Below are 25,037 nucleotides of genomic sequence, written 5' to 3' on the forward strand. Positions count from 1 at the left end.
GCATGGAGCAGGTGCTGGAGGTCAAAGGACTCAAAACGTATTTCTACACGGAAGACGGCGTGGCGAAGTCGGTGGACGGCGTCGATTTTTCCCTCGCCAAGGGCAAGACGCTCGGCATCGTCGGCGAGTCCGGCTGCGGCAAGAGCGTGACGTCGCTGTCGGTGATGCGGCTCGTCGCCGAGCCGGTCGGCCGCATCGTGGCCGGCGAGATCAGATTCGGCGGGGACAACCTGCTCGACAAGACGGAAAAGGAAATGCGCGGCATCCGGGGCAACCGGATCTCGATGATCTTCCAGGAGCCGATGACCTCGCTCAATCCGGTATTCACCGTCGGCAACCAGATCGGCGAGGTGCTGAAGCTTCACCAGGGCATGACGACGGCGGAGGCGACGAAGCGCAGCATCGAGATGCTGCGGCTGGTCGGCATCCCGCTGCCGGAAAAAGAGTGCATGAATATCCGCATCAATTGAGCGGCGGCATGCGCCAGCGGGTCATGATCGCGATGGCGCTCGCCTGCAACCCCGCGCTGCTCATCGCCGACGAACCGACGACCGCGCTCGACGTGACGATCCAGGCCCAAATCCTTGAACTCATGAAGGAGCTGAAGGACCGCCTCGGCACGGCGATCATGCTCATCACGCACGACCTCGGGGTCGTGGCCGAGGTGGCCGACGAAGTCATGGTCATGTACGCGGGCAAGGTCGTCGAGCACGGGGCGGTCGCCGACATCTTCGCGAATCCGATGCATCCCTACACCCAGGGCTTGCTCGCGTCGATTCCGGACATTCACGAGGAGGTCGACGTGCTCGAGACGATCGAGGGGCTCGTCCCCAACGTATACGACATGCCGACCGGCTGCCGCTTCGCGCCGCGCTGCAAGCACGCGATGGACCGGTGCGCGCGGCTTCAGCCGGCGCTGGCGGAGGCCGGCAAGCACAAGGTGCGGTGCTTTTTGCACAGCGACGCCTTAGAGGAGGATGCCGAATGAGCGAAGCGCTGCTTGAGATCCGCAATCTGAAGGTACACTTCCCGACGGGGGACGGCGGTCTCCTCGGCCGCAACCGCCAGTACGTGAAGGCGGTCGACGGTCTCGACTTTGCCATCGCCAAGGGAGAGACGCTCGGCATCGTCGGCGAGTCCGGCTGCGGAAAGTCGACGACGGGCCGCGCGCTGCTGCGGCTGATCCAGCCGACGGAGGGGCAGGTGCTGTTCGAGGGCCGGGATATTATGAGAGCGAGCGCGGGGGGATATGCGGGGGCTTGCGGCGCGAGATGCAGATTATTTTCCAGGATCCGTATGCCTCGCTCGACCCGCGCAAGACCGTGTCGGCCATCATCGGCGAGGCGTTCAAGGCCCACGAGAAGCTGTCCGCCCGCGAACGCGAGGAGAAGGTTCAGGAGCTGCTGGCCGTCGTCGGCCTGCGCCCCGAGCATATCCGCCGCTACCCGCACGAATTCAGCGGCGGACAGCGGCAGCGGATCGGCATCGCGCGGGCGCTCGCCCTCCGTCCGAAGTTCGTCGTCTGCGACGAGCCGGTATCGGCGCTCGACGTCTCCATTCAGGCGCAGGTCGTCAACCTGATGAAGGAGCTCCAGCAGAAGCTGGAGCTGACGTACCTGTTCATCTCGCACGACCTGCGCGTCGTCAAGCATATCAGCAGCCGGGTAGGCGTGATGTACCTTGGGAAGATGGTGGAGCTGGCGGACAAGCGCGAGCTGTACGCCAATCCCCGGCATCCGTACACGCAGGCGCTCCTGTCGGCGATCCCGCAGCCGAACGCGGCGCTCAAGCGGGAGCGCATCATCCTGCAGGGGGACGTGCCGAGTCCCGTTCATCCGCCGAGCGGCTGCCGGTTCCGCACGCGCTGTCCCGAAGCGACGGAGCGATGCGCGCTGGAGGAGCCCGCCTTCAAGGATATCGGCGGCGGCCACCGCGTGGCCTGCCATTACAGGTAACACATATGGAGGTTCGAGAGCGAACATGAAAATAGACGAAAATTGGCTCAAACTGAAATCGCCGGACTTCTCGGCCTACGACGGCATGGACCCGGCAACCAAGCTCATGCTGGTCGGCGCGGACCCCTTTTTCCCCGATCCGTGCATTCCCGCGCACGTCATCGACGCGACGAAGCGGGCGCTCGACGAAGGCAAGACGCACTATGCGCTGGACAACAGCTACGCGGTGCCGGAGCTGAAGCAGGTGTTGGTCAAAAAGCTGAAGGCATTCAACGGGCTCGACGTCGATCCCGAGCATGAGCTGATCGTCGTGCCGAGCTCGGCGTTCGGCCTGTTCGTCGGCATCCGCATCTGCATCCGTCCGCATCACGGGGACGAGGTGCTCAACATCGACCCCGGCTTCGCGGAGAACTTCAACGACGTCTACCAGATGGGCGCGATCAGCGTCAGCGTGCCGACGTATATGGAGGACGGCTTCCAGCTGCGCATCGAGGAGCTGGAGAAGCGCGTCACGCCGCATACCCGCTGCCTCGTGCTGACGCACCCGAACAATCCGACCACCACCGTCTACAAGCGCGAGGTGCTTGAGCAGCTGGCCGCCTTTTTTGGAAAAGCACGATCTGACGGTCGTCGTCGACCAGAGCTTCGAGCGCAACATCTACGAAGGCAACGACTACATCACCTTCGCCACGCTGCCGGGCATGCGCGAGCGGACGATCTCCGTGTTCGGAACGTCCAAGGATCTCGGGCTCACCGGCTACCGCGTCGCCTATATGGTCGCGCCCAAGGCCGTCATCGACATCCTGAAGGTCGCGACGTTCAACTATGTCGGACCGACCAATACGTTCGCCCAATACGGCGTCGCCGCTGCCGATACGGCCCCCTCCTACGTGGACGAGTGGAACCGGATCTTCGACGAGCGCAGGCGGTTCGGGTACGAGCAGCTGAACGCGATTCCCGGCGTCGAGGTGCTGCTGCCCGAGGGCGGCTTCTTCTTCTGGGTAAACATCGCCAAGCTCGGCACCTCGGTCGGCATCCGCGACTACCTGGTCAAGGACGCCAACGTCGGCGTATCGCCGGGCACCTGGTTCGGCTCGAACGGCGAAGGCTTCCTGCGGATCATGTACGGCACGATGAAGGATACGGACAAATTCAAGGAAGCGATTTTGCGGATCAAGGCGTCGCTCGGCAAGCTGTCGGCCAAAGCCTTGTCGGCTGACGCCTGAAGCCTGTCGGCTGACGTCTGAAGCATGCCGGCGGAGCGCCGAGGCGCCGCAAACGGCAAGAGGCCGACGCAACGGCCTCGCGAAACAAAACGAATCGTTTGACGGGATGAGGCGGCGTAAGTTCTGCTTCGTCCCGTTTTTTTATTTCAGCCGGTTCATTGCGAGTCAGGCAGGGGGATCGGACACAGGCGCCGCTATTTCTTAAAAACGGTCCCGATCGCGATCGTTTTGGACTGGAGGGACGCTACTTACTCGGATCTGGGCTAATAAGGGCCGGCAATCCAGCAATAGCGTCATCTGGGTCCGCGAGCGGGCCGCAAATCGCGATAGCTACGAAAATAAGGGATCCTCGGTCCGTCCGCTATGCGCCGATGCGCCGATGCGCCGATGCGCCGATGCTCCGATGCGCCGATGCTCCGATGCTCCGGTGCGCAAGCAAAATGGCCGCAGGCGGCTTCTTGAGCTTTCGCCCGGCTGTTTGCTGCAACTGAAGACAGGCCTTCGAGACAGCCGCTATACCGTCGGTCGGGAAAGCGCCCGAGTCTTCCGTCGCCAAAGGAAGCAAAAATCTTTTAAATATTCCTTTACAGGAATATTCCTTATGGTATATATTAGTCTCATCAGAAAGATCACCTGAAGGCGAGGGGATGAGACTCCCGGACAATCACAATTTGAAGAGGTGAACGATATGTCGGGACATCGACCGGGCATGGACATGGCGGCGCTCGGCGCGCTGGCCGAGCCGAACCGCATGCAGATCGTCGAGCTGCTCCGCGACGGCCCGCTCACCGTAGGCGAGATCGCGGACCGGCTGGGCATGCGGCAGCCCCAAGCCTCCAAGCATTTGAAGGTGCTGGGGGGAGAGCGGGATCGTCGAAGCGAAGGCGGATGCCAACCGGCGGATTTATCGGCTGCGTCCCGAGCCGTTCCGGGCGCTGGATACGTGGGTGCGTTCCTTCGGCCGACTGATGGAGGAACGGTTCGACAAGCTGGACGACTACTTGCGGGAGCTGCAGGACAAGGAACGAACGGAAGACCCCAAATAAACGATAAAATTCGAGGAGGAATTTTCAATGTCCAACAATGCGATGGTTTCGAGAGTAGAAGGCGATCGGGTGCTGGTGCTGGAGCGCGTATTCGACGCGCCGCGCGAGCTGGTGTTCAACATGTTCAAGGAAGCCGAGCATCTGAAGCGCTGGTGGGGACCGCGGGGCTGGGAAGTGCCGGTGTGCAACATCGATTTCCGTCCGGGCGGCGTGTGGCATTATTGCATGAAGTGCGAGGATCCGAACCAGGGTCAGTTCTACGGCATGGAGTCGTGGGGGAAAGGCGTGTACAAGGAGATCGTCGAAGGGGAAAAGATCGTGTACGTCGACTACTTCTCCGATGCCGAGGGCAACACGAACGAAGCGCTGCCGTCGACTGAAGTCACGCTGGCGTTCATCGACGCGGGCGGCAAGACGAAGCTGGTCAATCGCGGCGAATACGCGACCGCGGAAGCGCTCAAGACCGTCATGGACATGGGCATGCTGCAGGGCATCACCGAGACGTGGGATCGTCTCGAGGAGCGTCTGAACGCGGTCAAGTAAATTTTGAACGGCAAAAGGCGGACGCCGATATACGGCGGCCCGCCTTTTTTTGTCGTGAAGCTTATAACGGCCAGGCGATGATTCGCGTCTGCCGGGGCGGAGCGCCTTAAGGCTTAAGGCAGAATATTGCCTGCCGCGCGATAAATCTCGTACCACTCTTCGCGCGTCAGTTGGACGTCGCCAGCCTTGACGCAGTCGAGGAGGCGCTCGACGTTCATCGTCCCGGTGACCGGCTGCATGCGCGCCGGATGGCGGAGCAGCCAGGCGATCGCGATCGTCGTGTTGCTGACCGCGTACTTCTTGGCGACTTCGTCGATCTTCGCGTTCAGCTCGGGGAATTCTTCGTTGTCGAGGAATACGCCCTTGAAGAACCCGTATTGGAACGGCGACCACGGCTGAACGGTAATGTCGTTCAGGCGGCAATAGTCCAGGATGCTGCCGTCGCGGTCGATCGCGGAGTCGTTTTCCATGTTCACGTTGACGCCGTTCGAGATCATGTTGGCGTTCGTGATGCTCAGCTGCAGCTGGTTCGCCACGAGCGGTTGCTTGACGTATTTCTTCAGCAGCTCGATCTGCATCGGCTTCTGGTTGGACACGCCGAAGTGGCGAACCTTGCCGGCGCTCTCCAGCTTGTCGAACGCTTCGGCGACCTCTTCCGGCTCGACCAGCGCGTCGGGGCGATGGAGCAGCAGGATGTCCAGGTAGTCGGTCTTCAGACGCTTCAGAATGCCGTCGACCGAAGTCAGGATATGTTCCTTGGAAAAGTCGAACGAACCTTTGCGGATGCCGCACTTGGATTGCAGGACGATCTTCTCCCGGATGTCGTCGTTCATATGAATGGCGTCGGCGAAAATCTCCTCGCAGGCGCCTCCGCCATAGATGTCGGCATGATCGAAAAAGTTCGCGCCCGCTTCGAGCGACGTTTGAACGAAGCGCTCGGCCTCCGCCTTCTCCAGCGAATTGATGCGCATGCAGCCGACCGCGATTACGGGTACCTCGAGCGAGCTTGTCCCCAATTGAATCGTTCTCACTTCGAATGCCTCCTGCCTATGATTGAAGTAGCTTTCACGGCACTATCATAACGCTTTCGCGCGCGGAGCGCCAGAGCGAACGCGCGTTTACAAAAGCCGGGACGCGCAGCAATCGCGTCATGGAGCGAAAAATAGCGTCCGCCTCGACGAAAAATCAGGACGACAGACAAAAAGAAACGCAGCCCTTGTCCCGCCCGATCGAGAAGGGACAATGGCTGCGCCGTTGCTATAAGAACGAATGGATGCCGCGCAGGCGCACCATGCCGAGCAGTTGACCGACGGTCAGCGTCGCTTCGGGCTCGAAGCGGTCGCCGAGCGCGTAGCCCAGCAGTTCGCCGAACAGATAGGCGGATTCGGGCCGCTTGAAGTCGGCCGGCGTCCGCCAAGCCAGCGTGGAGACGAGCAGCCGGCCGGCTCCGACGCGCGCCTCGAGGATGGCGGCGAGGCGCTTGGCGCGGTTGAAGTTGTCCACGATCTCGACGATGGGCCGGACGCCCGGCACGGCGTCGAGGCAGATCGCGGGCGTGCCGTTCAGCAGGCGATACCACTGCCAGTCGGATCTTCCGTCGTGCGGGAAGCCGCCGAGCGCCGGATGATCCCGAACGATGGCGCCCATCGTGCCGCCCGCCTGCTCGGAGAACATGAGATAGTTCCAGAAGACGGGCAGATACTTGGTCATGACGGCGTCGTACAGCTCCGATTCGCCGGCGAGCAGCAGCACGCGGCCGCCGGCGACGAGATGCTGGAGCACGTTGGTCGTCAGACGCTCGACGATCGCGAGGCGAACGCCGCGCCGCGCCGGATCGAGCCGCGGATCGAATCTCGCGTTCGGCTCGTGGATCGCGCCGTACAGCGCGGATTTGAGCGCGGGCACGCTGGTCCACACCGTCTCTTCGGCCTTCGAGGGCTTGGGCCGCGGGAACGACCAGAAAGACCAGGCGTTGCGGATCGTTCCGTCCGCGAACGACGCATCGTCGCTTTCCCAACGGGCCTCGAGCACGATGCGCGCGGCCGCGCGATCCTGGCCGCATCCGACCTGTACGATGCCGATCTCCGCGACCTCTCCGGCGCGTAGCTCCGCGACTTCGAGGCGCCCGGCGCCGAGCGTCTCTTCGCCAGCGGACAACCGCCAAGCGACGCGGCCTTTTAAGATCGGCGCTTCGCCGTAATGCGAGACGAGCAGGCGGACGGGCAAGCGTTCTCCCGCGAACGACGTACGCCCGGCGCACGACATGAGCAGCACCGTCGACCCGTTAAAATCCAGCGCGCGCTGCGGCTCGATCGTCCCTTTGCTGTCCCAGAACGCATCGAGCAGCCCCGTCGTCGCATGGCCCTGCCCGGGAAAGTCGCGAATGTCCAGCAGCTGCACGCCCGCCGCGTCCGGCGTACGCCTCGCCCGCTCCATCGCTTCCTTGAGCGCGCGCGTCTGATGGACGCCGGTCGCCTCGATCCACTCGGGCACGCGGGCCGCGAGTCCTTTGGCCTCGAGCGTCTCTTCGATCGTCTCGAGCCAGGTCGGCCGGAGGACGCCCGTGTACTTGACCTTCTCCGAAGGGCGCGCGTACATCGCGAACTGCGCGTGCTCGTGCCCGATGACCGGCTTGGCGCTGAGCCTGGCGACGGCGGAAAAGTCGCGGTCGGTGGCGGGCATCGCGATCTCCTCGGTCTTGAGCGGCGTATGCCAGTTGAACGAGGGGATAAAAAAGTCGCCCTCGCGATCCTGCTCCGGCAACTGACCGAAGCCGGTGTTGTCCGTGACGAGTCTCGAAGGATCCAGCTCTCGCGCCAGCCTCACCAGCTCGTTCAACCGGGGGGTGGCCGTTGTCTTTCACGAGCTCGTTGCCCATCGCGAACAGGACGAAGGACGGATGCGCGTTCAGTTGATCATAGATGCGCCTAAGCTCCGCTTCGAGGAAGGCGTCCACGTCGGCGGGCGGCTCGGCTTCGCGCGGCTGATAGTGCGCCGACCAATGCGGCAGCTCCGCCTGCACGAGCATGCCCGCCTCGTCGGCGGCTTCCCAGAACGGCTCCGGAGCCGTCCAGCCGTGCAGCCGCACATGGTTGAAGCCGTAAGACTTGGCGATGCGGAATTGGCGATCGTAATGATCCTTGTCCCACACCGGGTACCCGGTCAACGGGAAAATGCAGCAATCGACGTAGCCGCGCAGCCAGACCGGATGCCCGTTCAGCAGCAGGCGCTTGCCTTCGGCCGCGAGTCGCCGCAGGCCGGGCCGCCTTGCCGTCCGGTCCAGCGTCTCGCCGTCGCGCACGACCGCGAACGCCGCCTCGTATAGCTGCGGACGTGCGTCGGTCCAAAACGCGGGCGCGTCGCCGACCGCGCAGATCAGCTCGGCGACGAAGCCGGCATCCGCTTTTCCATGGCTGCGAGCTCCGTTGTCGCCCAGCCCGTCTTGCCTGCCGTCGAGTCCGCCCAGCCCTTCGTGTCTACCGCCCAGCCCTTCGTGCCTGTCGCCCAGCCCGTCGTGGCCGCTCGCCGCTTCGACGAGCGCCGCGGCTGCGCGGAACGTCTCGCCGTTCGGCGCTTGAAACGTCGCGACGACGGCGTCGCCCGCCGCGAGCGCCCCGCTAGCCGTCACGCGGCAGCGGAAAATGCCCGCCGCCGGATCGGGCGCGATCGCGACCGTCTCGATCCGGGCTGGAGCGAGCCGCGCGAGCCGCACGCCGCCCGTGATGCCGCCCCAGGCCGTGGCGGTATGGCGCGTATGGATGTGGCTGTCCGCCAGCGGCAGCCGCATCCGGTTGTCCACGCGGATGGCGAGCTCGTTCGCGCCATGCCGGACGACGCCGCGCAGCCGATAAACATGCGGCGCGGACAGGCTGTCTCGCCTCCCCGCATACGCGCCGTTCACCCATACCTCGGTCGTCCAGCGCGCGCCCGCGATCGTCAGCGCCCAGGCTGCCTCTGTCGCCCGAGCCGCGTCCCCGGCCGCGTCCGCCGCAGCGCCCGTCCGCACGCCGGCATGGACGGCGCTCGTTTCCAAGGCGCCTTCCGTCGCCTGTCCGGTCCAGTCCGACTTTTCCGCATCCCCGACGCAGAACGTCGTCCGGTACCATGCCGCGCCCTCGTATTCGCGCACCTTGGTCCATGTGTCGATCTGGCCGTACGCCGGCGCGTCTCCGTAGCCCTGCTCCTCCCAGGAGCCGGGCACCTGAATCGCGTCTTCGCCGAAGGCGCCGTCCGGCGGCGGCGCGTCCGCATACCTGTCGTCGCGATCGAGCAGGAACCGCCATTGTCCGTCCAGCCGCAGCTGTCGTTCGTTCATCCGCATTGCCGCTACACTCCGTTCCACAAAGTAACTTCAAGCATTCTCCGCGTATGCGCGGCCTCCCGCAGACTCGCATTCAAGCGTCCCGCGGCTGCGATAAATGAGCCGAATCCGACCGGTCGTTCGGCGCAGCCGCAGGAATGCAGCTGGTTCGTCACCCCTTGACCGCCCCCGCGGTCAAGCCCTTCATGAACGTCTTCGACCCGAGCACGAACAGGATCAGCACCGGCACGGTCGTCAGCGACAGCGCGAGCATCCGCGCCGCGTAGTCGGTGCGATGGACGATGCCCAGGTTCGAGATGAAGATCGGCAGCGTGTACCATTCCGATTTGTTGATCGTCACGAGCGGGAGCAGGTAGTTGTTCCACGACCACAGGAAGACGAGCGTGGCGAGCGTCGCGAGGCCCGGCTTCATGATCGGCAGCACGATCCGGACGAAGATGCCCGGCTCCGAGCAACCGTCGATGCGCGCGCACTCCAGTAGGTCGTTAGGGATCGAGTCGCGGATGAACTGGACCATGAAAAACGCGCCGAACGGGAAAGCCGCCCACACGAGGATGACCGGCCACAGCGTATTGCCGACGCCGAGGTTGCGCATTTCGATAATATAGCCGATCAGGCCGACCTGCGTCGGGACCATCATCGTCAGGACGACGAACGTCTGCAGCGCCTTCCGTCCGCGGAATTCGAACTTCGCGAGCGCGTAGCCGATGAGCGTGCTCGTCAGCGTCGCCAGGACGACGGACACGACGGACACGATCAGGCTGTTGAGGTAGACCCCCATGAAGTCGGCGGACATGACCGTCTTCAGGTTGTCGGCCAGATAGCCGCCCGGCGCGATCGGGATGCCCTTGAACAGGTCCTCGTTGTAGTGCGTGCCCATGACGATCATGATGTAAAAGGGAAACAGGGACAGCGCCGAGATGACGACAAGACAGATCCACATGAGCGTTTTTGCCGTTTTTGCCGCGTTCATCGCTTGTCCTCCTTCGGCGCCGTCAGGCGGTAGCTCAAGATCGAGAAAAACACGATGATGACGAACAGCGAGTAAGCGATCGAAGAGGCGTACCCGAAACGCGTATTGGAAATGAACGATTCGTCCACGAATTTCCAAATGACGGTAAGCGCCGTGTTGTCCGGTCCGCCGACCTGCGCGGAGCCCGACCAGCCGCCGTACAGCAGCTTCGGTTCGTCGAACAGCTGCAGGCCGCCGATGACCGAGGTCACGACGAGGAACACGGTGATGTTGCGCAGCAGCGGCATCGTGATCTTGCGAAACGTATGCAGGCCCGTCGAACCGTCCATTTTGGCCGCTTCGTACACGTCCTGCGGAATGACCGTCATGCCGGCCATGAAGATGATCATGAAGTAGCCGAGGTTGCGCCAGATGACCATCAAAGCGATGATCGCGCGCGAGCCCCAAGGGTCCTGCAGCCAGTAAAATCCTTCTTGCAGCCAGCCAAGCTTCGTCAGCAGCAGGTTGACGAGCCCGGTCTGCCAGTCGAACAGGTAGGAAAAGATAAAGCCGATCGCGACGGGCGTCGTGATGTACGGCAGCACGTTGATCGTCTGGAACAGGCGCTTGCCCCGCGTCAGTTGAAACGTCCAGTAAGCGAGCACGAGACCCAGGATCAGCGTGAGGGGGATAAACATGAGCATCATGATCAGCGTGTTCCACAGCGACTTGATGAACAACGGATCGTTCGTCCACAGCTGGACGTAGTTTTTGAAGCCGATATAGGTTTTCTCGCTAATGCCGTTCCAGTCATGCAGGCTCAGCACGAAGGAGTAGAGGACCGGGTACAGTTGAAAAGCCGCATAAGCCAGCACAAACGGCAGCGCGAAAAGATAGGGCCACAAATGTGGCCCCCATCTGCGTTTGCGGGATGCGGCGGAGGTGGCGGCGGCCGGTGCGAGGCTTTGTTCCGCGTTCACGTTCATCCCTCGATTCTGTAGGTTACTTGACGGTCGCGTCGGATGCCTTGTTCTTCGTCTCGGCGATGAACTTCTGCAGCGCGGCGTCCGCGGTGACCGACGTATCCTTCGTCCAGAGCGGGTACAGCGCGTTGAATACGCCATCCACGACCGAGTCGTACTTCGACTGCGGCTCGCCCTTCATGTCGGGCACGATCTTTTCCATGAAGTACTTCGCGAGGTTCTGGCCGCCGAAAAATTCGTCGTACGGTCCCGGCGCGTCGATCAGATCCTTGTGCGTCACGTAAAACGACTTGGAGCCGGTCATGTTGCCGAACGTCTTGAAGTTGTAGGCGGCGCCTTCGTCCGACAGGTACGCGTACTGTACGAACGCCCAGGCGGCTTCCTTGTTTTTGCTGTCCTTGTAAATGCCGACGGCGGTGCCGCCGCGCGTGAAGCCGCCCTCCGGCGCCTTGACGAGACCCCAGCGTCCCTTGCCGTCCGGATCGTTGGCCGAGATATGCCACTTCGGACCCCACGGCGCCATCGGGTAGAACATGAACTCGCCCTTGGCCATCGAAGCCGACCAGGCCGGCGTCCACAGCTCGTTTTTGCCGAGGATGCCCGCGTCGCGCATTTCGAACAGGCGGTCCAGCGGTTCCTTGACCTTGGCGGTCAGATCGATCTCGGCGCCGTTCACGTAAGGCGCGAAGTTTTGCCCCTTCAGCGGGATGAATGCGTCGCCGAGGCCGGGCAGCATGAGCACCTTGCCGCCGCTCTTGTCCTTCAGCTCCTTGCCCTTGGCGATGAAGTCGTCCCAGGTGAAGATCAGCTTTTCCAGCTCGGTAGGGTCGTCGGTTCCCCAGTATTGCTTGGCGAGGTCGCGGCGGTAGGCGAAGCCGGCCGGCGTGATCGCCTGATCGACCGCGATGACCTCGCCCTTGCCGTTCGAGATGTACGGTACGGTGAAGTCGAGCACCGTGCTCTTGTCGAAGTTGTACGGCGCGCCTTCGAGGTTGTCGAGCACGCCGAGATCGAACAGCTTGCCGCGGTAGGCGGATTCGCCGAGAATGACGTCCGGCACGTCCGAGCCGGAGGCGATGCCGCTCTGCAGCTTCTGCAGGTAGTCGTTCGGATTGACGACGGTGACTTCGACCTTGACGTTCGGATACTTCTTGTTGAACTCGGCGATCATGCCCTTCTGGAACGCTTCGTCCCAATCCCATACCTTGACCGTGCCGCTGAGCTGCGTCGGATCGGCGCTCGCCGCGGGCGCGGAAGACGAGGCGCCAGCGCTGCTGGCCGCCGGAGACGAAGCGGACGGCGAGGCGCCGCCGTTTTCATTGTTGTTGCCGCCGCACGCCGCGAGCGCGCCGGAGAGCAGAAGCAGCGAGAGCGCGCCTGCCGTGCGTTTTTTCGTGAGCAAGTGTGTCACTTGGATGGACCCCCTATAGAACTGTGATGTAAGTGCTTGCATAAGTATCGTAACCCGGGGGGAGCGTGCGCGGATAATGCGGAAAACCTGCGATTTTGTATAAAATCCGGAGGTTCGGCGGGGGGAAGGCTTCGCCGGGAGCCGCCGGGAGCGGAGATGCACGGAAAAACCGTGCATCTCCCGTGGGAACCGCCGCCGGGGAGCGGAGTTGCATGGAAAAACCGTGCATCTCCGGTGGGAACCGCCTGCCGCTCTGGACAACGCCGATAAGTGCGAAATGGCACTAACGCCGCCTCTGCGATGCGCTCAACGGTGGCGATGAGTGCGAAATGGCACTAACGCCGCCTCTGCGACGCTCTGAACGGTGCCGATGAGTGCGAAATGGCACTAACGCCGCCTCTGCGACGCTCTGAACGGTGCCGATGAGTGCGAAATGGCACTAACGCCGCCTCTGCGACGCTCTGAACGGTGCCGATGAGCGCGAAATGGCACTAACGCCGCCTCTGCGACGCTCTGAACGGTGGCGATGAGTGCGAAATGGCACTAACGCCGCCTCTACGACGCTCTGAACGGTGGCGATGAGTGCGAAATGGCACTAACGCCGCCTCTACGACGCTCTGAACGGTGGCGATGAGTGCGAAATGGCACTAACGCCGCCTCTGCGACGCTCTGAACGGTGGCGATGAGTGCGAAATGGAACTAACGCCGCCTCTGCGACGATCCGAACGGTGCCGATGAGTGCGAAATGGCACTAACGCCGCCTCTACGACGCTCTCAGCGGTGGCGATGAGTGCGAAATGGAACTAACGCCGCCTCTGCGACGATCCGAACGGTGCCGATAAGCGCAAAGGGCCTGCTGTTATGCCTCAAGAGCCCGGCTCCGCCCAGGGCAGCCGGATGCGGACGAGCGTGCCGCGCCCCGGCTCGCTCTCGACTTCGAGCCGCGCTCCGGCGCCGAAGTGCGAGCGCAGCCGCTCTTGAATGTTGGACAGGCCGATGCCGCGCGTCCGTTCGTGTCCGGCGCCGCCGCGCGGCAGCCAGCCGGCCGCCGGCGGCGTCATCCCGAGGCCGTCGTCCTCCACCTCGAGGCAGAGGTCGGGACCGTCCCGGTAAGCGCGCAGCGTGATCGTGCCGGTGTCCATATCCGCGGGGACGATGCCGTGGAGGATCGCGTTTTCCACGAGCGGCTGCAGCGCCATGCGGGGGACCGGACGGGAGAGCAGCGCTTCGTCGGCTTCCCAGACCAGGCGGAAGCGTCCCGGATAGCGGGTCTGCTGGATGACCGCATACTTTTCGACGATGCGCTTCTCATCGGCCAGCGGCGCTCGCACGGCGCCTTCCCCCCGTTTTGATCGTATCCTGAAGGATCGCGATGAGCGCCTGGGTCACCTCCGCGGCTTCGGCGCTGCGCCCCGCGTGGGACAGGTAAATGACCGTATTGAGCGCGTTGTACAAAAAGTGGGGATTGATCTGCGCCATGAGCAAGTCGATCTGCATCTGCCTTTTGTCGGCTTCGCTGCGGACCGAGGCCTGGATCGTCTCCTTCAGGTCGCCGACCATCCGGTTGAAGCCGCCGCCCAGAATCTCCAGCTCGTCCCCGCTGCGGATGTCGACCGTCGTGCCGAGATCGCCGACGGCGACGCGCTTCATCGCGTTCGTCAGGCGAATGAGCGGGCGGGTGAGACCCGCGATGATCGGGAGCATGACGACCGTCGACGCGACGATGCCGCAGAGGATGATCAAGATGTAAAAATAGAAAATCCGGTTGATTTTTTCGAAAAGCGTTTGCTTGGAAAGCAGGGCGGTCTGGCGCCAGCCGTAATTCATGCCGCCGTCCGCGAGCGCGATGCGGCTGGCGTCTTCCGCGTAGTCCGCGTCAGGCGCGAGCGCGCTCGCCATGAACGCGCGGTCCGCAGCGGGCAGCTCTTCGTTGGAGGCATACAGCAGCGCGCCTTGGCCGGAGTACAGCTCGATCTGCTCGAAGTCCCGCGCCGTCTGGAGAAAGACGTTGGACAGCTCCGAGTAGGCGACGTCGATGACCAGATAGCTGTCCGCAGACGTATTGATGCCGATCGGCCGGTATTTGAGCACGTAGCTGACGACCTGGCGCTGCCCGCTGATGTAAAAAAACGAATGCGGCTCGCTGTAGGCGCTTCGTTCGCTGCCCAGCTTGGCGAACCAGTCCTGCTTCAGATAGTCGGCGAAGTAATCCTCATAGCCGCTGAAGTTGGAATACGTCTCCCCGCCGGGCGGCACGATCAGCACGTTCAGGATGAAGTTGCCGAGCGCGACGAATCGGCCCAGCTTCTCCTGGACCGCCTGCTTGCGGAAGTATTCGGACTCGATGCTGTCGCCCGGCTGCGCGTAGATCCGGCTCGCGATCTCCTCGTCGGACACGATATACTCGGCGGTTTTGGCGACCTGCTCTTGTATTTTGCCCAGCTGAAACGAAATTTGCGCGAGCTTCGTCCGGCTGTCCTTGATCGATTGATCGCGGATGATATTCCGGGCATAGTCGTAAATAAAGAAGCCGCTCACGGCGAGCGACAACGAGACGACAAGCGCGGCGCTCGCCATAATCTTGGTGCGGATCTTCATGCGCATGCGGCGATCACCTGCGTTTCTCCGTGTATTCGTTCGGATTCATGCCCGTCTGCTTGCGGAATACCTGGCTGAAATACTGGCCGTTGCGATAGCCGACGCGCTCCGCGATCTCGTAGATTTTGAGCGCGCCGTCCGCGAGCAGCCGCTTCGCTTGTTCCATGCGGATCTCGGTCAGGCGATCGAGCACCGTATGGCCGGTCTCCTCCTTGAAGACGTGGCGAAGATGGTCGCGGCTGATGCCCAGGTGGCCGGCGACCGCATCTGCGCCGATCTCCGGGTCGGCGTAATGCCGCTCCAGGTACGCGATGGCCGCGCGCACCTTGCGCGAGGCGGCGGGCGCGCCGGCCGCCGCTTCGAGCGCGGCGATCCGGCCGGCGAACGCGGCCTCGATCGCCGCAAGCGAAGTCCAGCCCGCGGCGTCCGGCGGCTCGGCGGCGTCGGCCAGGCCGAGCTGCGCGCGGCAGCGTGCGATCGCGGCGGCAAGCTGGCGGCACAGCTCGGCCAGGCCCGAGACGTCCATCGCGGCGCGCGCCTGCGCGAACAGGGCGGGCAGTCCGAGCGCGGCTTCCGCGAAGCGGCCGTCTTGCAACAGTCCGCGCACCGAGGCAAGCCCCGCGCTCCAGTCGAAGGGGGCGGACGGGGCCGCAGCAGTCGCCTCCGGCAAGGGCTCGTTCAGCCTGAACAGCTGCCGCGGCCCGTAATAGACGGCGAGCCCGAGCCGTCTCAGGCCTTCGGCGAGTCGGCCGGGCACGGCGCCGCGGTCCGCCAGCCCGTAGGCGCTTGCGGCCGAGACCGTGCCGCCGGCATGACGCTCCAGCGCGGCGATGGCCTCGGCCGCCCGCGCCTCGGCGGTCTCGCGCAAGCGTCCTTCGCCGCGGGCGGCCGCGTCTCCGTAGAGGAGCACGAAGTACTCCTCCAGGAAGGGCAGCGCCGCCAGCAGACCGGGCTCGTCCGCAGCCGGCCAGGCGGCCGGGAGCGGCGGGGGCGCCGGCATCCCCGGCAGCGAGAACGGCGGGCGATCGGGCCGGAGGACGATGAGCTGCCAGCGGTCGAAGCCGTCGCAGCGTCCGTCCGTGGCCGTTCGCCAGCCGGCGTCGGACAGTTCGCGCCCGCCGAGCCAATCGACGAGCAGCCGGTCCCGCCCGCTGCGCAGCGCCTTGCGGGCTTGAACGATCTCCTCGCGCAGGCCGCCCAGCTCGCGGCTGAAGGTATCGGCGTCCATCTCGTGCTTGACCCAATAGCTGGCGACGCCGAGCCGAACGGCTTCCTTCGCGTATTCGAATTCCTTGTACGAGGTCAGCAGCACGATTTTGAGCGCCGTTCCTTCCGCCAACAGGGTCTTGCTGAGCGCCAGCCCGTCCTGCCCGGGCATGACGATGTCCATGATCACGAGGTCCGGGCGATGCTTGCGGGCCAGTTCGGGCACTTGCGCCGGGCGCGTCGCGGTGCAGACGATCTCGTAGCCGAGCGCCTCCCAGGAGACAAGATGCTTCAGATGGTCGATGGCCAGCACTTCGTCGTCCACGATCATCACTTTGACGGGGTTCATTTCGAACGGCTCCTTCCTAGCCTTGCGTCATCCGAATGGATCGATAGGAGTATCATCCGTTAACGAAGGACGGTTCGTCAATCGGTCCCGTCCATCGCGGCGCGCGCTATTCCTTTCCGCAAATTCCGTAAAAGAACATATGGACCATCCCCTCGAGAAAGCCGTCCTTGTCCTGGCTGCTTTCCGCCATCTCCAACAGCGTTTGATATTGATTCATATACAACCGGATAAAGGCCAGTACGTGCTCCGTGCTGACGCGCGCCGAGATCTCGCCGGCCGCTTTGCCGTCTTCGACGATGCGGACGGTCCAGGGTATGGTCTTTTCCTTGTAGACGGTCTCGATATACGCGGCTAATTCTTCGTCGTCCGCCAGCATTCGCTTGATCAGGCCCGGCGGAAAATCGCGATACGAATCTTTTTCCAGCTGCAAGATATGGGAAAACTGCTCGCGCAGCGAATGCCCTTCGCGCATGTAAGCCTCGAACGCTTCGACGGCGCGGTCCACGTAAGATTTGAACGCGTCCCGCACCAGCGCCTCCTTGCTGCCGAAGTAGTTGTAGATCGTGACCTGCGATACGCCGGCCCGCTTGGACAGATCGGCGATGCGCAGCTTGCCGGGACCCGCGTCCCGCAAAATGTCCAGCGTCGCGACGCGGATTTTTTCTTTGATCTGCTGCGCTCTTTTCTCGAACCCGTTCATGCGCATGCCGCTCCCTTTTCCGCAGAATCGGACAAAATGGTGAAATAAAATAAATAATATATTTCATAAAATCGTTGACGCGGTCATCTTCGGGGTCTAGTATAACATATGAAATATTATTTGATAAAAATTTCATAACTATTCGACTGGAGGCGCAGATATGCTGACGGTAGAGCATCTGACGAAGACCTTCAACAACGGGAAGGGCATCCGGGACGTGTCCTTCTCGGTGCGGAGCGGGGGAAGTGTTCGGTTTTTTTGGGACCGAACGGTGCGGGAAAATCGACCACGATCCGGCATATCATGGGCTTTCTGAGGCCGGACCGCGGACGCGCGACCGTAAACGGCATGGATGCCTGGCTCAGGCAGGGTGAGGCGCAGTCGGGAATCGGTTATTTGCCGGGAGAGATCGCCTTCGTCGAAGGGATGACAGGGCGCGAATTCCTCGATTTTCTGTCCGGCATGCAGCGGATGCGGGACGGCGGGAGAAGGGAGCGTCTGATCGAGCGGCTGCAATTCGACGCGAACACGCCCATCCGCAAAATGTCCAAGGGAATGAAGCAGAAGGTAGGCATCGTCGCGGCGTTCATGCACGACCCCGAGGTCGTCATCCTGGACGAGCCGACGTCGGGACTCGATCCGCTCATGCAGCGGGTGTTCGTCGAGCTCGTGCTGGAGGAAAAGGCGAGAGGCAAGACAATCCTGATGTCCTCGCACAGCTTCCCCGAGATCGAGCGTACGTGCGACCGTGCGGCGATCATCAAGGACGGCGCGATCGTGACGATCGCGGATATCCGCGAGCTGCAGCGGATGCAGCGCAAGCTGTTCGAGGTTACCTTCGAGTCCCCGGAAGAAGCGGCGTCCTTCGCGAAGTCCGGTCTCGGCGCGGAGGCGCTCGACGGTGCCCGGGTGCGGGTCGCGGTGAAGGGGGACTACCGGCGCTTCGCCGAGGAGACGGCCAAGCGCCGCGTCCGCAATATCGATCTTTTCACGCAAAATCTTGAGGACATTTTTATGGAATATTATGACCGGAAGGGGACGGAAGCATGAACGGCGCGCTGTACAAACAGATGATGCGGGTGAATCTGAGGGGATTCCTGAACTATGCGCTCGGCTCCGCCTTCTACATTCTTCTCATGTTCTGGCTGTACCCCGGCATCGCCAAAAATACAACAGCCCTCGACGACATCGTCGCGACGATGCCGGAGGGCGTGGGCAAAGCCTTTAGCCTGAACGGATTCGACAGCGCCGAAGCGTTCATCTCCGGCGAATATTACGGCCTCATCCTCGTGCTCATTCTCGCCATCGTCAGCGTTCAGCTCTCGACGCAGCTCATGGCGCGGATGATCGACCGCGGCTCCATGGCCTATTTGCTGTCCACGCCGACGACGCGGGTTCGGATCGCGCTGACCCAGGCCTGCGTGCTGGTCTCCGGTCTGCTGCTTATCGTGGGCGCGACGACGCTCGCGGGCTTTGCCGGCAAGGCATGGCTGCTGGGCGATCGATACGCGTTCGACGGCGGCCGCTTCGTCCTGCTGAACGCGGCAGCTTTCCCTGATGTTCTTCGCCGTCGCCGGCATCGCATTCCTCGTCTCCGCCGCGTCGAGCGACGAGAAGCGGGCGCTTGCCCTATCGGGCGCGATCGTCTTCGGCTTTTACAGCCTCGACCTGCTGGGCAAGCTCGGCGCCGGCATCGCCTGGATGCGCGACCTCTCGATCTTTTCCCTTTATCGGCCGGGCGACATCGTCGGCGGCGGGGCGTTCCCCGCGCTCGGCTTCGCGCTGCTCGCCGCGCTCGGGCTCGCCGCGTTCGGCGCGGCCGTGCTGGTGTTCAAACGGAGGGACCTGCCGCTCTAACCGGCGCTCCGCCATCGTTCCGCCGACCCTCCCCGCCGACCTTCCCCGTCGATCTGCATCCGGCGCTCAGACGCGCTTAGCGGCTACCTTTGGCTGCCGCCATCTGCCGAGGAATCCTGGGAAGCGGGCAGCGTGAACCGGAACAGGGAGCCCGCGCCTTCCTCGCTGCGGGCCTCGATGCAGCCGCCCATCAGCTCGACGAGACGCTTGCAGATGGCCAGCCCCAGACCTGTGCCGCCGTACTTGCGGTTGATTCCCGGATGAAGCTGCGAAAAGGATTGGAACAAGCGGTCCAGCTTGTCCGCCGGGATGCCGATCCCCGTGTCCGACACTTCGAACGCGAGCCTATCGGGCGCGAGCTCATCGCCTGGCGCCGGGTACAGCCTGACGGAGACGCTGCCGGCGTCGGTGAATTTGATCGCGTTGCCCACCAGATTGACGAGCACTTGCCGGATGCGGGCCGCGTCGCCGCCGAAAGCGGCGGGGACTCCTTCTTCGATGCGCATGTCGAGCGCAATGCCCTTCTCGTCCGCTTTGACCGCGAACAGCTCGCGGACGGATTCGAGCAGTTGGGCGGGGTCGACGGGCTCGCATTCGAGATCGAGCTTGCCGGCCTCGATCTTGCTGAAGTCGAGGATGTCGTTCAGGATGCGCAGCAGGCTGCGGCTGCTCTTCATGACGATGTCCGCGTACTCGCGCTGCGTCTCCGAGAGCGGGGTGTCGAGCAGCAGGTCGGTCATGCCCATGATGCCGTTCATCGGCGTCCGCAGCTCGTGGCTCATGATCGCGAGAAACTCCGACTTGGCATGGTCCGCGCGCTCGGCCGACTCCTTCGCCTTCAGCACCTCGACTTCGCTCGTGATGTCCCGCCACACGACGACGGCGCCGCGGATCTCGCCGCGGTCGGTGATCGGCGTCACGCGATAATCCGCGAGGAAGCTCGATCCGTCCGTCCGCCAAAACACTTCCTCTCGCGCCGCGCGCGGCAGACCGTCCTGGATCGTCAGATGAACGGGGGGATTTGCCCTCGGCATAGCGGCTGCCGTCCGCACGCGTATGGTGAACCGATTCTTCATAAGGTCGTCCGGCGAACAGCTCCTGCTCGCAGCCCAGCATACGGGCGCCGGGCGGATTCAGAAAGATGCCCCGTCCTTCCCGGTCGACGCCGAAGATGCCCTCGGATACCGAGCTCAGGATGAGCGCATGCTCGTCGCTGAGCTTCTGGATTTGCTCCAGGTGTCGCTTGCGCTCGGTGATGTCGTAGGCGATGCCGAAGACGCCGACGACGCGCTCGTCCACGAAGATCGGCACGTTCGTGACGTTCAAGTCGAGCAGAGAGCCGTTTTTGTGAATGACGACGGCTTCGTAGTTGTGCGGCTCTCCCTGCGCGGCGCGATTGAAGTTGGCTTGCGTGCGCGGCAGGTCCGGCGGATAAACGAGGTGGACGAACGATCCCGGCATCAGCTCCTCGCGCGTGTACCCGAGCAGCTTCTCTAAGCCTGCGTTGAGCGAAGTGAAGTTGCCTTCCAGATCGAACGAGTACACGCCCGAGGGGTTGTAGTCGAACAGCGATTTGTAGCGCTGCTCGCTCTCCCGGAGCTGCGCCTCCATCTGCCTGCGCTCTGTGATGTCCTGCACCGTGCCGAGCAAGCGGTCGACTTCTCCGGTATCCGGCCTCACGATCGCTTGGATTCGGGCATGAATCAGGCGCGTATCCCCGTTCGAGGTCAAGATGCGAAAATCCGCCTCGTGAAAGCCGCCCTGAAGCGCTTTCTGCAAATTCGCCTGAATGCGGTCCCGGTCGCCTGGATGCAGGCAGGCGAAAAAAGCATCGAGGTCGATGCGGTTCCGGTCGATCCGGCCGTCGAACATGCGGTGCATCTCGTCGGAGCAAGAGAACCGGCCGCCGGCGATCTCCCAATCCCACGAGCCGATGCGGGCGAGTCGCTGCGCCTCTGCCAGATTTTCCTCGAACTTCTTGCGCGCAGTGATGTCTCGCCCGATGCCGACGATCTTGTCCAGCTCGCCGCCAGCGGTCCGCAGCACTTCGAACGTTGTCTCGAACCACAGGTAATTTCCGTCCCGGTGGCGCACCCGGCACTCGAAAACGTCGGCGTCGCGGAAGGTTTGCGATTGTAGATGCCTGATGTCGTCCGGATGATACAGCGCCATATTGTTGCGGCCGACGAGGTCGTCCGGCTCGTAGCCCAATAACGGCCTGATCGCCGGGGATACGTAGCGGGTGATGCCGTCGGGCGTAGATACGGTGATGAGGTCCTGCGCATGATCGAGCACAAGCCGCAGGATCGCCTCCTCGGATAACGCATCGTTCGGCGCGGCCCTGACGATCTCTTCCGCTTGAACCCCGATGAACCGGATCACGCCTTCGCTTCGAATCGGGAACAGCTGGAGACGGGCGGCGACGGACGATCCGTCTTTGCGCGTGAAGGTCTCGTTTAACGCAAGGCCGGGCAGGCCGCCCTCCAGAAGCGGCGCGAGAAGCCTCTCGCGCTCCCCGGCGGCGTCGGCCGCCAACCGCCTATAGGGGATGCCTTGGAGCTCTTCCTCGCCATAACCGACCATCCTGCAAAAAGACGGGTTGGCGCCGATCCAGACGGACGCGTCTGGGGAGAGGAAAGCCGTGCCGACCGGCGAAAGATCGTACAATCGTTCGTAAGGCAAGGGCGAGTTCTTGAATGCATTGTCCAAAGAGGTTCCTCCTCCCGCTCTATATTGAGTTTATCAGGAAGTCCGCCGGAGGCCCAGCGATATTGGCGAACGGTGTCCGCGGGCCGCGAAGCCGGGGAGGAACCGTCGATATCGCGGCGAAGCCGCGGTCATATGTCGTCTCGTCTTTCCATAAATATAGTATACTGGCAGCAGTGGACGAAAGTCCGAACGAAATTAGAGGAGGCCGTGACAATGGGATTTTTGGACAAAGTCAAATCCGGTCTGAACGACGCCGGCAACAAAGCCAAGGTTCTGGTCGACGTGAATCGCCTCAAGCTTCAGAACAGCTCGAAGCGCAAAGAGATCGAGGAGATCCAGCAGCAGATCGGTCAGCTGGTATTCGAGGCGGCCGTCGGCCGGCGCGTCGAAGCCGGGATCCACGAGCTGCAGCCCAAATACGATCGGATTCTCGCGCTTGAACTGGAGATTCAGGAAAACAAGGCGCAAATCAACGCCCTTTCCGACGAGAAGGAATGCGTCTGCGGCAAGACGGCTCCGCTCGAGGCGAAGTTCTGCTCCTCCTGCGGCAGAACGTTCGACGCGCCTCCGGGCCTGTGAGGTAACGGATCGTCCGAAAAGCCCGATCGCGAGAGCCAGGCGTCTCTTGCCGACGGGCTTTTCAATTGCGGTTGACTGAACGGACGGCATTGGCTATATTAAAACTAACATCATTAGTTTTGATTGGGGAGGCTGACCGCAGATGGAAGCGATAAAGGCGGCGAATCTCGCGCTGCGATTCGCGCTTGAGCTGGCGATGCTCGCCGCATTGGGCTATTGGGGGGTTCAAGACGGACGCGGCGACAGCGCTTCGCTGGACGCTCGGCATCGGCACGCCTGTTCTGGCGGCCGTCTTCTGGGGCCTGTTTCTGTCGCCCAAGGCTTCGGTTCCGCTGAACGGCGGTTTGAAGCTGGCGCTCGAACTGGCGGTATTCGGCGCGGCCTCGGCCGCCCTGCATGCGGCGGGAAGACCGGCAAGCGCAGTCGCGCTGCTCGGCGTCTGGGCCGTCAACCGCATCCTGATCGCGGTTCTGGGACCGGCGGCCATGAATTTAAAATGAAGGGCATGCGAACGAATGCCGCAATGAAGCGAGAGCGGGGGGAGCAGGCGATGCAATTGCTGGCGCACGAAAAGGGACCGCACGGAGAGCTGAAGATCTACGATACGACGGAGCTGTACGGCGAACTCGGCAAATTCCGCATCCTGCAATTCGCGGACGGCGCCGTGCAAGGCGCGATCGATCTCAGACGGCCCTCGCGCATCGTGCTGGCCTATCAGACGGCGCTGGTCGGCCTTATGGACGCCATGCGCCCGTCCTTCGGGCGGGCGTTCGTCATCGGGCACGGGGCGGGGACGATCGCGAGGCATTACGGCAGCGACCGGATTCAGGCGGCGGAGATCGATGCCCTGGTCGCGGAATGGAGCCGCGTATACTTCGGCTGCCGGCATGCGAACGTCGCGATCGGCGACGGCCGCGAGCTGCTCGCCGCGACGGAGCCGGGCAGCTTCGACTACGTCGTCGTAGACGCGTTTACCGCCGAAGGAACGCCGCCGCATTTGGCGACGCTGGAATTTTACGCGCTGGCGCGGGACCGGCTGCGCGACGGAGGCGCGATGCTGCTGAACGTCATCGGCCGAGGCAGCGGGGACAAGCGCGTCGCTTCGATGCTGGCGACGCTTCAGGCGGTTTTCCCCTACGCGGCCGCGATGTCTGCCGAGGCGCCGGGCGGAGAGGCGGGGGGACAATCTGATCCTGGTCGCCGGGTCTCGGGCGCTCGCGCGCGTCGACTGGCCGCCGGGCTGCAAGCCGGTTGCGATCGAGCCGGGATACGTGCGCAGAGACCGGTCCGGCAGCGGCGAAGGGCGAAGCATGCCTCGATAAGCGGCGGCGCGAGGCTGACAGCCGACCTTGCCGTATCGTCTCGCGCGGTTCACTCGCTTCCGTTGGAATTGAGACGCGAGTCCCGTATGAAGGGTTCGATCGTCATGGGAAAAATGGCATACGATTTCTAAAAAATGTGAGCGCGGTTACAGAATTTCAGCGCCTCGTAAGGTATGATAGAAGCAATCGAACGTACCCGATCCGAATGCCCGCAGACGCGACGCCGGCAGACGGGTGCTCTACATACTGGAGGCTTCATCATGAAAACCGTACAAGCCGAGCCTGACGTCGACCGGGAGATCGCCGACGTCTTCGCGGAAGCCGCCGCGGGTGCGAATGCATACCCCGAGCCGATGGGCGATTTGCTCCGCGGGCTCGTCCTGCGGGCCGATCCGACGGGGCGGGACCGCAAATCCAACTATATCGCTTTTATGCTGCCTGCGTGGATCGGAGAGCGGACGGGAGCGGATCCTGCAATGTGCCGCGATCTGGCGGTGGGCAACGTTTATGCGATGCTGCATTTTTTTCTGCTAGACGACGCGATGGACGGCGGCGGCGCAGGCCTGGAAGGCAGAAGGTCCCTGGCGGCCGGCCAACTGCTGCACGCCTTGTTCATGGAACGGTACGGGCGTCACTTTCCGCCGGACTCCCCCCTTGTGGTCCTGCTACCGGACGTATCTGGCCGAATGGGCGACGGCCGTCTCCGGGGGAGGGACTGCGGCGGGCGGATCCGCGCGACCCCCGCGCGCTGGCGCGCAAATCGGCCCCGGTGAAGCTCGGCGCGGCCGCGGTCCTGCTGGCGGCGGGACTTCCGGAGCAGATCGCCCCCGCGGAAGCGGCCGTCGAGTTGGCGCTCGCGTCCCTGCAGCTTTCGGACGACTGGGCCGACTGGCGGGACGACCTGCCCGAAGAGGAGCGCAGCAACGCGTTTTTGACCTTGGTCAGGCGCGAGAGCCTTGCGATGCCGGACGATCAACCGCTGCAGGAGCGACTGGTCCTGCAGGCGATTTACCGCAAAGGCGCGCTGGAGCAGCTGGCGTCCATCGTGCTCGGCTACGGCGAACGATTGTCGGCGCTGCCGAACGTCGCGCCCGGCCTGACCCGATTTCAGCAGGACATCGTGGCGGGCATTTTGAGCGATGTCCAATCCGCCCGGGATACGACGGAAAAATTGGCTAGCGGTGGCGGTTTTTCATATTTTTTATCAAAAATGAAAGAATTATAGGGACGAATCGACTACGCGTATGGTAGGATATGGGTGGATAGGCCCAAACATACGG

At 63.1% G+C, this 25,037-nt stretch carries 21 protein-coding genes and 7 pseudogenes; 14 read left to right on the forward strand and 14 right to left on the reverse strand.

Going from position 1 to position 25,037, the window contains the following annotated elements; genetic code table 11:
- Positions 1 to 2 precede the first annotated feature (2 nt).
- From OMP40_RS20215 to OMP40_RS20250, 7 genes and pseudogenes are all read left to right on the forward strand, one after another.
- Positions 3 to 598, forward strand: a pseudogene (locus tag OMP40_RS20215) (ABC transporter ATP-binding protein); the annotation flags it as partial.
- 30 nt (positions 599 to 628) lie between these two features.
- The gene (locus tag OMP40_RS20220) at positions 629 to 988 is read left to right on the forward strand and encodes an oligopeptide/dipeptide ABC transporter ATP-binding protein (protein ID WP_338131217.1); all 360 of its coding nucleotides are present in this window, start codon (positions 629 to 631) and stop codon (positions 986 to 988) included.
- Positions 985 to 1,955 (forward strand): annotated as a pseudogene (locus OMP40_RS20225) (ABC transporter ATP-binding protein). The gene OMP40_RS20220 and the pseudogene OMP40_RS20225 overlap by 4 nt, the downstream one beginning before the upstream one ends.
- Before the next feature lie 106 nt (positions 1,956 to 2,061).
- Positions 2,062 to 2,499, forward strand: a pseudogene (locus OMP40_RS42005) (aminotransferase class I/II-fold pyridoxal phosphate-dependent enzyme); the annotation flags it as partial.
- Positions 2,500 to 2,539: 40 nt separating this feature from the next.
- Positions 2,540 to 3,181, forward strand: coding sequence for a pyridoxal phosphate-dependent aminotransferase (locus tag OMP40_RS20240; protein ID WP_277534056.1), 642 nt, complete (start codon positions 2,540 to 2,542; stop codon positions 3,179 to 3,181).
- 688 nt (positions 3,182 to 3,869) lie between these two features.
- Positions 3,870 to 4,227: pseudogene (locus tag OMP40_RS20245) on the forward strand (ArsR/SmtB family transcription factor).
- 27 nt (positions 4,228 to 4,254) lie between these two features.
- Positions 4,255 to 4,770: an SRPBCC domain-containing protein gene (locus OMP40_RS20250; RefSeq protein WP_277534057.1), complete on the forward strand. Its 516-nt coding sequence runs from the start codon at positions 4,255 to 4,257 to the stop codon at positions 4,768 to 4,770.
- Between the two features lie 113 nt (positions 4,771 to 4,883).
- Here the strand turns inward: OMP40_RS20250 and OMP40_RS20255 are convergent, their stop codons facing one another.
- From OMP40_RS20255 to OMP40_RS20300, 10 genes are all read right to left on the reverse strand, one after another.
- The gene (locus tag OMP40_RS20255; RefSeq protein WP_277534059.1) at positions 4,884 to 5,801 is read right to left on the reverse strand and encodes an aldo/keto reductase; all 918 of its coding nucleotides are present in this window, start codon (positions 5,799 to 5,801) and stop codon (positions 4,884 to 4,886) included.
- Between the two features lie 226 nt (positions 5,802 to 6,027).
- The gene (locus tag OMP40_RS20260; protein ID WP_277534061.1) at positions 6,028 to 7,170 is read right to left on the reverse strand and encodes a hypothetical protein; all 1,143 of its coding nucleotides are present in this window, start codon (positions 7,168 to 7,170) and stop codon (positions 6,028 to 6,030) included.
- Positions 7,055 to 9,085, reverse strand: a complete 2,031-nt coding sequence (locus OMP40_RS20265) for a glycoside hydrolase family 2 protein (protein ID WP_277534062.1) — start codon at positions 9,083 to 9,085, stop codon at positions 7,055 to 7,057. Before OMP40_RS20265 ends, OMP40_RS20260 begins: the two co-directional genes overlap by 116 nt.
- 157 nt (positions 9,086 to 9,242) lie before the next feature.
- On the reverse strand, positions 9,243 to 10,064 hold the full coding sequence (locus tag OMP40_RS20270; RefSeq protein WP_277534063.1) for a carbohydrate ABC transporter permease: 822 nt from the start codon (positions 10,062 to 10,064) through the stop codon (positions 9,243 to 9,245).
- Entirely contained in the window at positions 10,061 to 11,023 is a 963-nt protein-coding gene (locus OMP40_RS20275; protein ID WP_277534065.1) for a carbohydrate ABC transporter permease, read from the reverse strand. Before OMP40_RS20275 ends, OMP40_RS20270 begins: the two co-directional genes overlap by 4 nt.
- A 22-nt stretch (positions 11,024 to 11,045) precedes the next feature.
- Positions 11,046 to 12,437: an ABC transporter substrate-binding protein gene (locus tag OMP40_RS20280; RefSeq protein ID WP_277534067.1), complete on the reverse strand. Its 1,392-nt coding sequence runs from the start codon at positions 12,435 to 12,437 to the stop codon at positions 11,046 to 11,048.
- Positions 12,438 to 13,303: 866 nt separating this feature from the next.
- Positions 13,304 to 13,768 (reverse strand): sensor histidine kinase, encoded by a 465-nt coding sequence (locus tag OMP40_RS20285; RefSeq protein ID WP_277534069.1) that lies wholly within the window; start codon positions 13,766 to 13,768, stop codon positions 13,304 to 13,306.
- On the reverse strand, positions 13,746 to 15,041 hold the full coding sequence (locus OMP40_RS20290) for a sensor histidine kinase (RefSeq protein ID WP_277534071.1): 1,296 nt from the start codon (positions 15,039 to 15,041) through the stop codon (positions 13,746 to 13,748). The genes OMP40_RS20285 and OMP40_RS20290 overlap by 23 nt, the downstream gene beginning before the upstream one ends.
- Before the next feature lie 7 nt (positions 15,042 to 15,048).
- Positions 15,049 to 16,590, reverse strand: a complete 1,542-nt coding sequence (locus OMP40_RS20295; protein WP_277534072.1) for a helix-turn-helix domain-containing protein — start codon at positions 16,588 to 16,590, stop codon at positions 15,049 to 15,051.
- A 106-nt stretch (positions 16,591 to 16,696) separates the two neighbouring features.
- A complete protein-coding gene (locus tag OMP40_RS20300) occupies positions 16,697 to 17,290 on the reverse strand; it encodes a TetR/AcrR family transcriptional regulator (RefSeq protein WP_277534074.1) in 594 nt (197 codons plus the stop codon).
- Positions 17,291 to 17,450: 160 nt separating this feature from the next.
- On the opposite strand from OMP40_RS20300, the pseudogene OMP40_RS20305 reads away from it, so the two are divergent.
- A pseudogene (locus OMP40_RS20305) lies at positions 17,451 to 18,340 on the forward strand (ABC transporter ATP-binding protein).
- Here OMP40_RS20305 and OMP40_RS20310 read toward each other — a convergent pair.
- Positions 18,313 to 18,870: a hypothetical protein gene (locus tag OMP40_RS20310; protein WP_277534075.1), complete on the reverse strand. Its 558-nt coding sequence runs from the start codon at positions 18,868 to 18,870 to the stop codon at positions 18,313 to 18,315. The pseudogene OMP40_RS20305 and the gene OMP40_RS20310 sit on opposite strands and share 28 nt — an antisense overlap.
- Between OMP40_RS20310 and OMP40_RS20315 the strand changes: the two genes are divergently transcribed.
- Complete coding sequence (locus OMP40_RS20315; protein ID WP_277534077.1) at positions 18,848 to 19,147, forward strand: hypothetical protein; 300 nt, start codon at positions 18,848 to 18,850, stop codon at positions 19,145 to 19,147. The two genes, OMP40_RS20310 and OMP40_RS20315, sit on opposite strands and share 23 nt — an antisense overlap.
- 83 nt (positions 19,148 to 19,230) lie before the next feature.
- On the opposite strand, the gene OMP40_RS20320 is transcribed toward OMP40_RS20315, so the two are convergent.
- The 3 genes and pseudogenes from OMP40_RS20320 to OMP40_RS42015 form a co-directional block, all read right to left on the reverse strand.
- A complete protein-coding gene (locus tag OMP40_RS20320) occupies positions 19,231 to 19,593 on the reverse strand; it encodes an ATP-binding protein (protein WP_277534079.1) in 363 nt (120 codons plus the stop codon).
- A 222-nt stretch (positions 19,594 to 19,815) separates the two neighbouring features.
- Positions 19,816 to 20,223 (reverse strand): annotated as a pseudogene (locus tag OMP40_RS42010) (histidine kinase dimerization/phospho-acceptor domain-containing protein); the annotation flags it as partial.
- Between the two features lie 169 nt (positions 20,224 to 20,392).
- Positions 20,393 to 21,856: pseudogene (locus OMP40_RS42015) on the reverse strand (PAS domain S-box protein); the annotation flags it as partial.
- A 213-nt stretch (positions 21,857 to 22,069) separates the two neighbouring features.
- On the opposite strand from OMP40_RS42015, the gene OMP40_RS20330 reads away from it, so the two are divergent.
- The 5 genes from OMP40_RS20330 (at position 22,070) to OMP40_RS20350 (ending at position 24,982) form a co-directional block, all read left to right on the forward strand.
- Entirely contained in the window at positions 22,070 to 22,435 is a 366-nt protein-coding gene (locus tag OMP40_RS20330) for a zinc ribbon domain-containing protein (protein WP_277534083.1), read from the forward strand.
- Positions 22,436 to 22,620: 185 nt separating this feature from the next.
- Positions 22,621 to 22,935, forward strand: coding sequence for a YrdB family protein (locus OMP40_RS20335; RefSeq protein WP_277534084.1), 315 nt, complete (start codon positions 22,621 to 22,623; stop codon positions 22,933 to 22,935).
- 50 nt (positions 22,936 to 22,985) lie between these two features.
- Positions 22,986 to 23,888, forward strand: coding sequence for a spermidine synthase (locus OMP40_RS20340; protein ID WP_277534086.1), 903 nt, complete (start codon positions 22,986 to 22,988; stop codon positions 23,886 to 23,888).
- A gap of 129 nt (positions 23,889 to 24,017) precedes the next feature.
- The gene (locus OMP40_RS20345; RefSeq protein ID WP_277534087.1) at positions 24,018 to 24,530 is read left to right on the forward strand and encodes a hypothetical protein; all 513 of its coding nucleotides are present in this window, start codon (positions 24,018 to 24,020) and stop codon (positions 24,528 to 24,530) included.
- Complete coding sequence (locus OMP40_RS20350; protein ID WP_277534089.1) at positions 24,527 to 24,982, forward strand: hypothetical protein; 456 nt, start codon at positions 24,527 to 24,529, stop codon at positions 24,980 to 24,982. Before OMP40_RS20345 ends, OMP40_RS20350 begins: the two co-directional genes overlap by 4 nt.
- The last annotated feature ends 55 nt before the right edge of the window (positions 24,983 to 25,037 follow it).

It is taken from the genome of Cohnella rhizosphaerae (assembly GCF_029525575.1).
Classification (GTDB): domain Bacteria; phylum Bacillota; class Bacilli; order Paenibacillales; family Paenibacillaceae; genus Cohnella; species Cohnella rhizosphaerae.

What these genes read in the sequence shown, in the direction of transcription:
- OMP40_RS20295 (WP_277534072.1), bottom strand. Translation starts at nt 16,590, where the DNA reads ATGAACCCCGTCAAAGTGATGATCGTGGACGACGAAGTGCTGGCCATC.
- OMP40_RS20300 (WP_277534074.1), bottom strand. Translation starts at nt 17,290, where the DNA reads ATGAACGGGTTCGAGAAAAGAGCGCAGCAGATCAAAGAAAAAATCCGC.
- OMP40_RS20250 (WP_277534057.1), top strand. Translation starts at nt 4,255, where the DNA reads ATGTCCAACAATGCGATGGTTTCGAGAGTAGAAGGCGATCGGGTGCTG.
- OMP40_RS20270 (WP_277534063.1), bottom strand. Translation starts at nt 10,064, where the DNA reads ATGAACGCGGCAAAAACGGCAAAAACGCTCATGTGGATCTGTCTTGTC.
- OMP40_RS20265 (WP_277534062.1), bottom strand. Translation starts at nt 9,085, where the DNA reads ATGAACGAACGACAGCTGCGGCTGGACGGACAATGGCGGTTCCTGCTC.
- OMP40_RS20340 (WP_277534086.1), top strand. Translation starts at nt 22,986, where the DNA reads ATGCAATTGCTGGCGCACGAAAAGGGACCGCACGGAGAGCTGAAGATC.
- OMP40_RS20310 (WP_277534075.1), bottom strand. Translation starts at nt 18,870, where the DNA reads ATGCCGGCGACGGCGAAGAACATCAGGGAAAGCTGCCGCGTTCAGCAG.
- OMP40_RS20330 (WP_277534083.1), top strand. Translation starts at nt 22,070, where the DNA reads ATGGGATTTTTGGACAAAGTCAAATCCGGTCTGAACGACGCCGGCAAC.
- OMP40_RS20315 (WP_277534077.1), top strand. Translation starts at nt 18,848, where the DNA reads ATGTTCTTCGCCGTCGCCGGCATCGCATTCCTCGTCTCCGCCGCGTCG.
- OMP40_RS20220 (WP_338131217.1), top strand. Translation starts at nt 629, where the DNA reads ATGCTCATCACGCACGACCTCGGGGTCGTGGCCGAGGTGGCCGACGAA.
- OMP40_RS20345 (WP_277534087.1), top strand. Translation starts at nt 24,018, where the DNA reads ATGAAAACCGTACAAGCCGAGCCTGACGTCGACCGGGAGATCGCCGAC.
- OMP40_RS20290 (WP_277534071.1), bottom strand. Translation starts at nt 15,041, where the DNA reads ATGCGCATGAAGATCCGCACCAAGATTATGGCGAGCGCCGCGCTTGTC.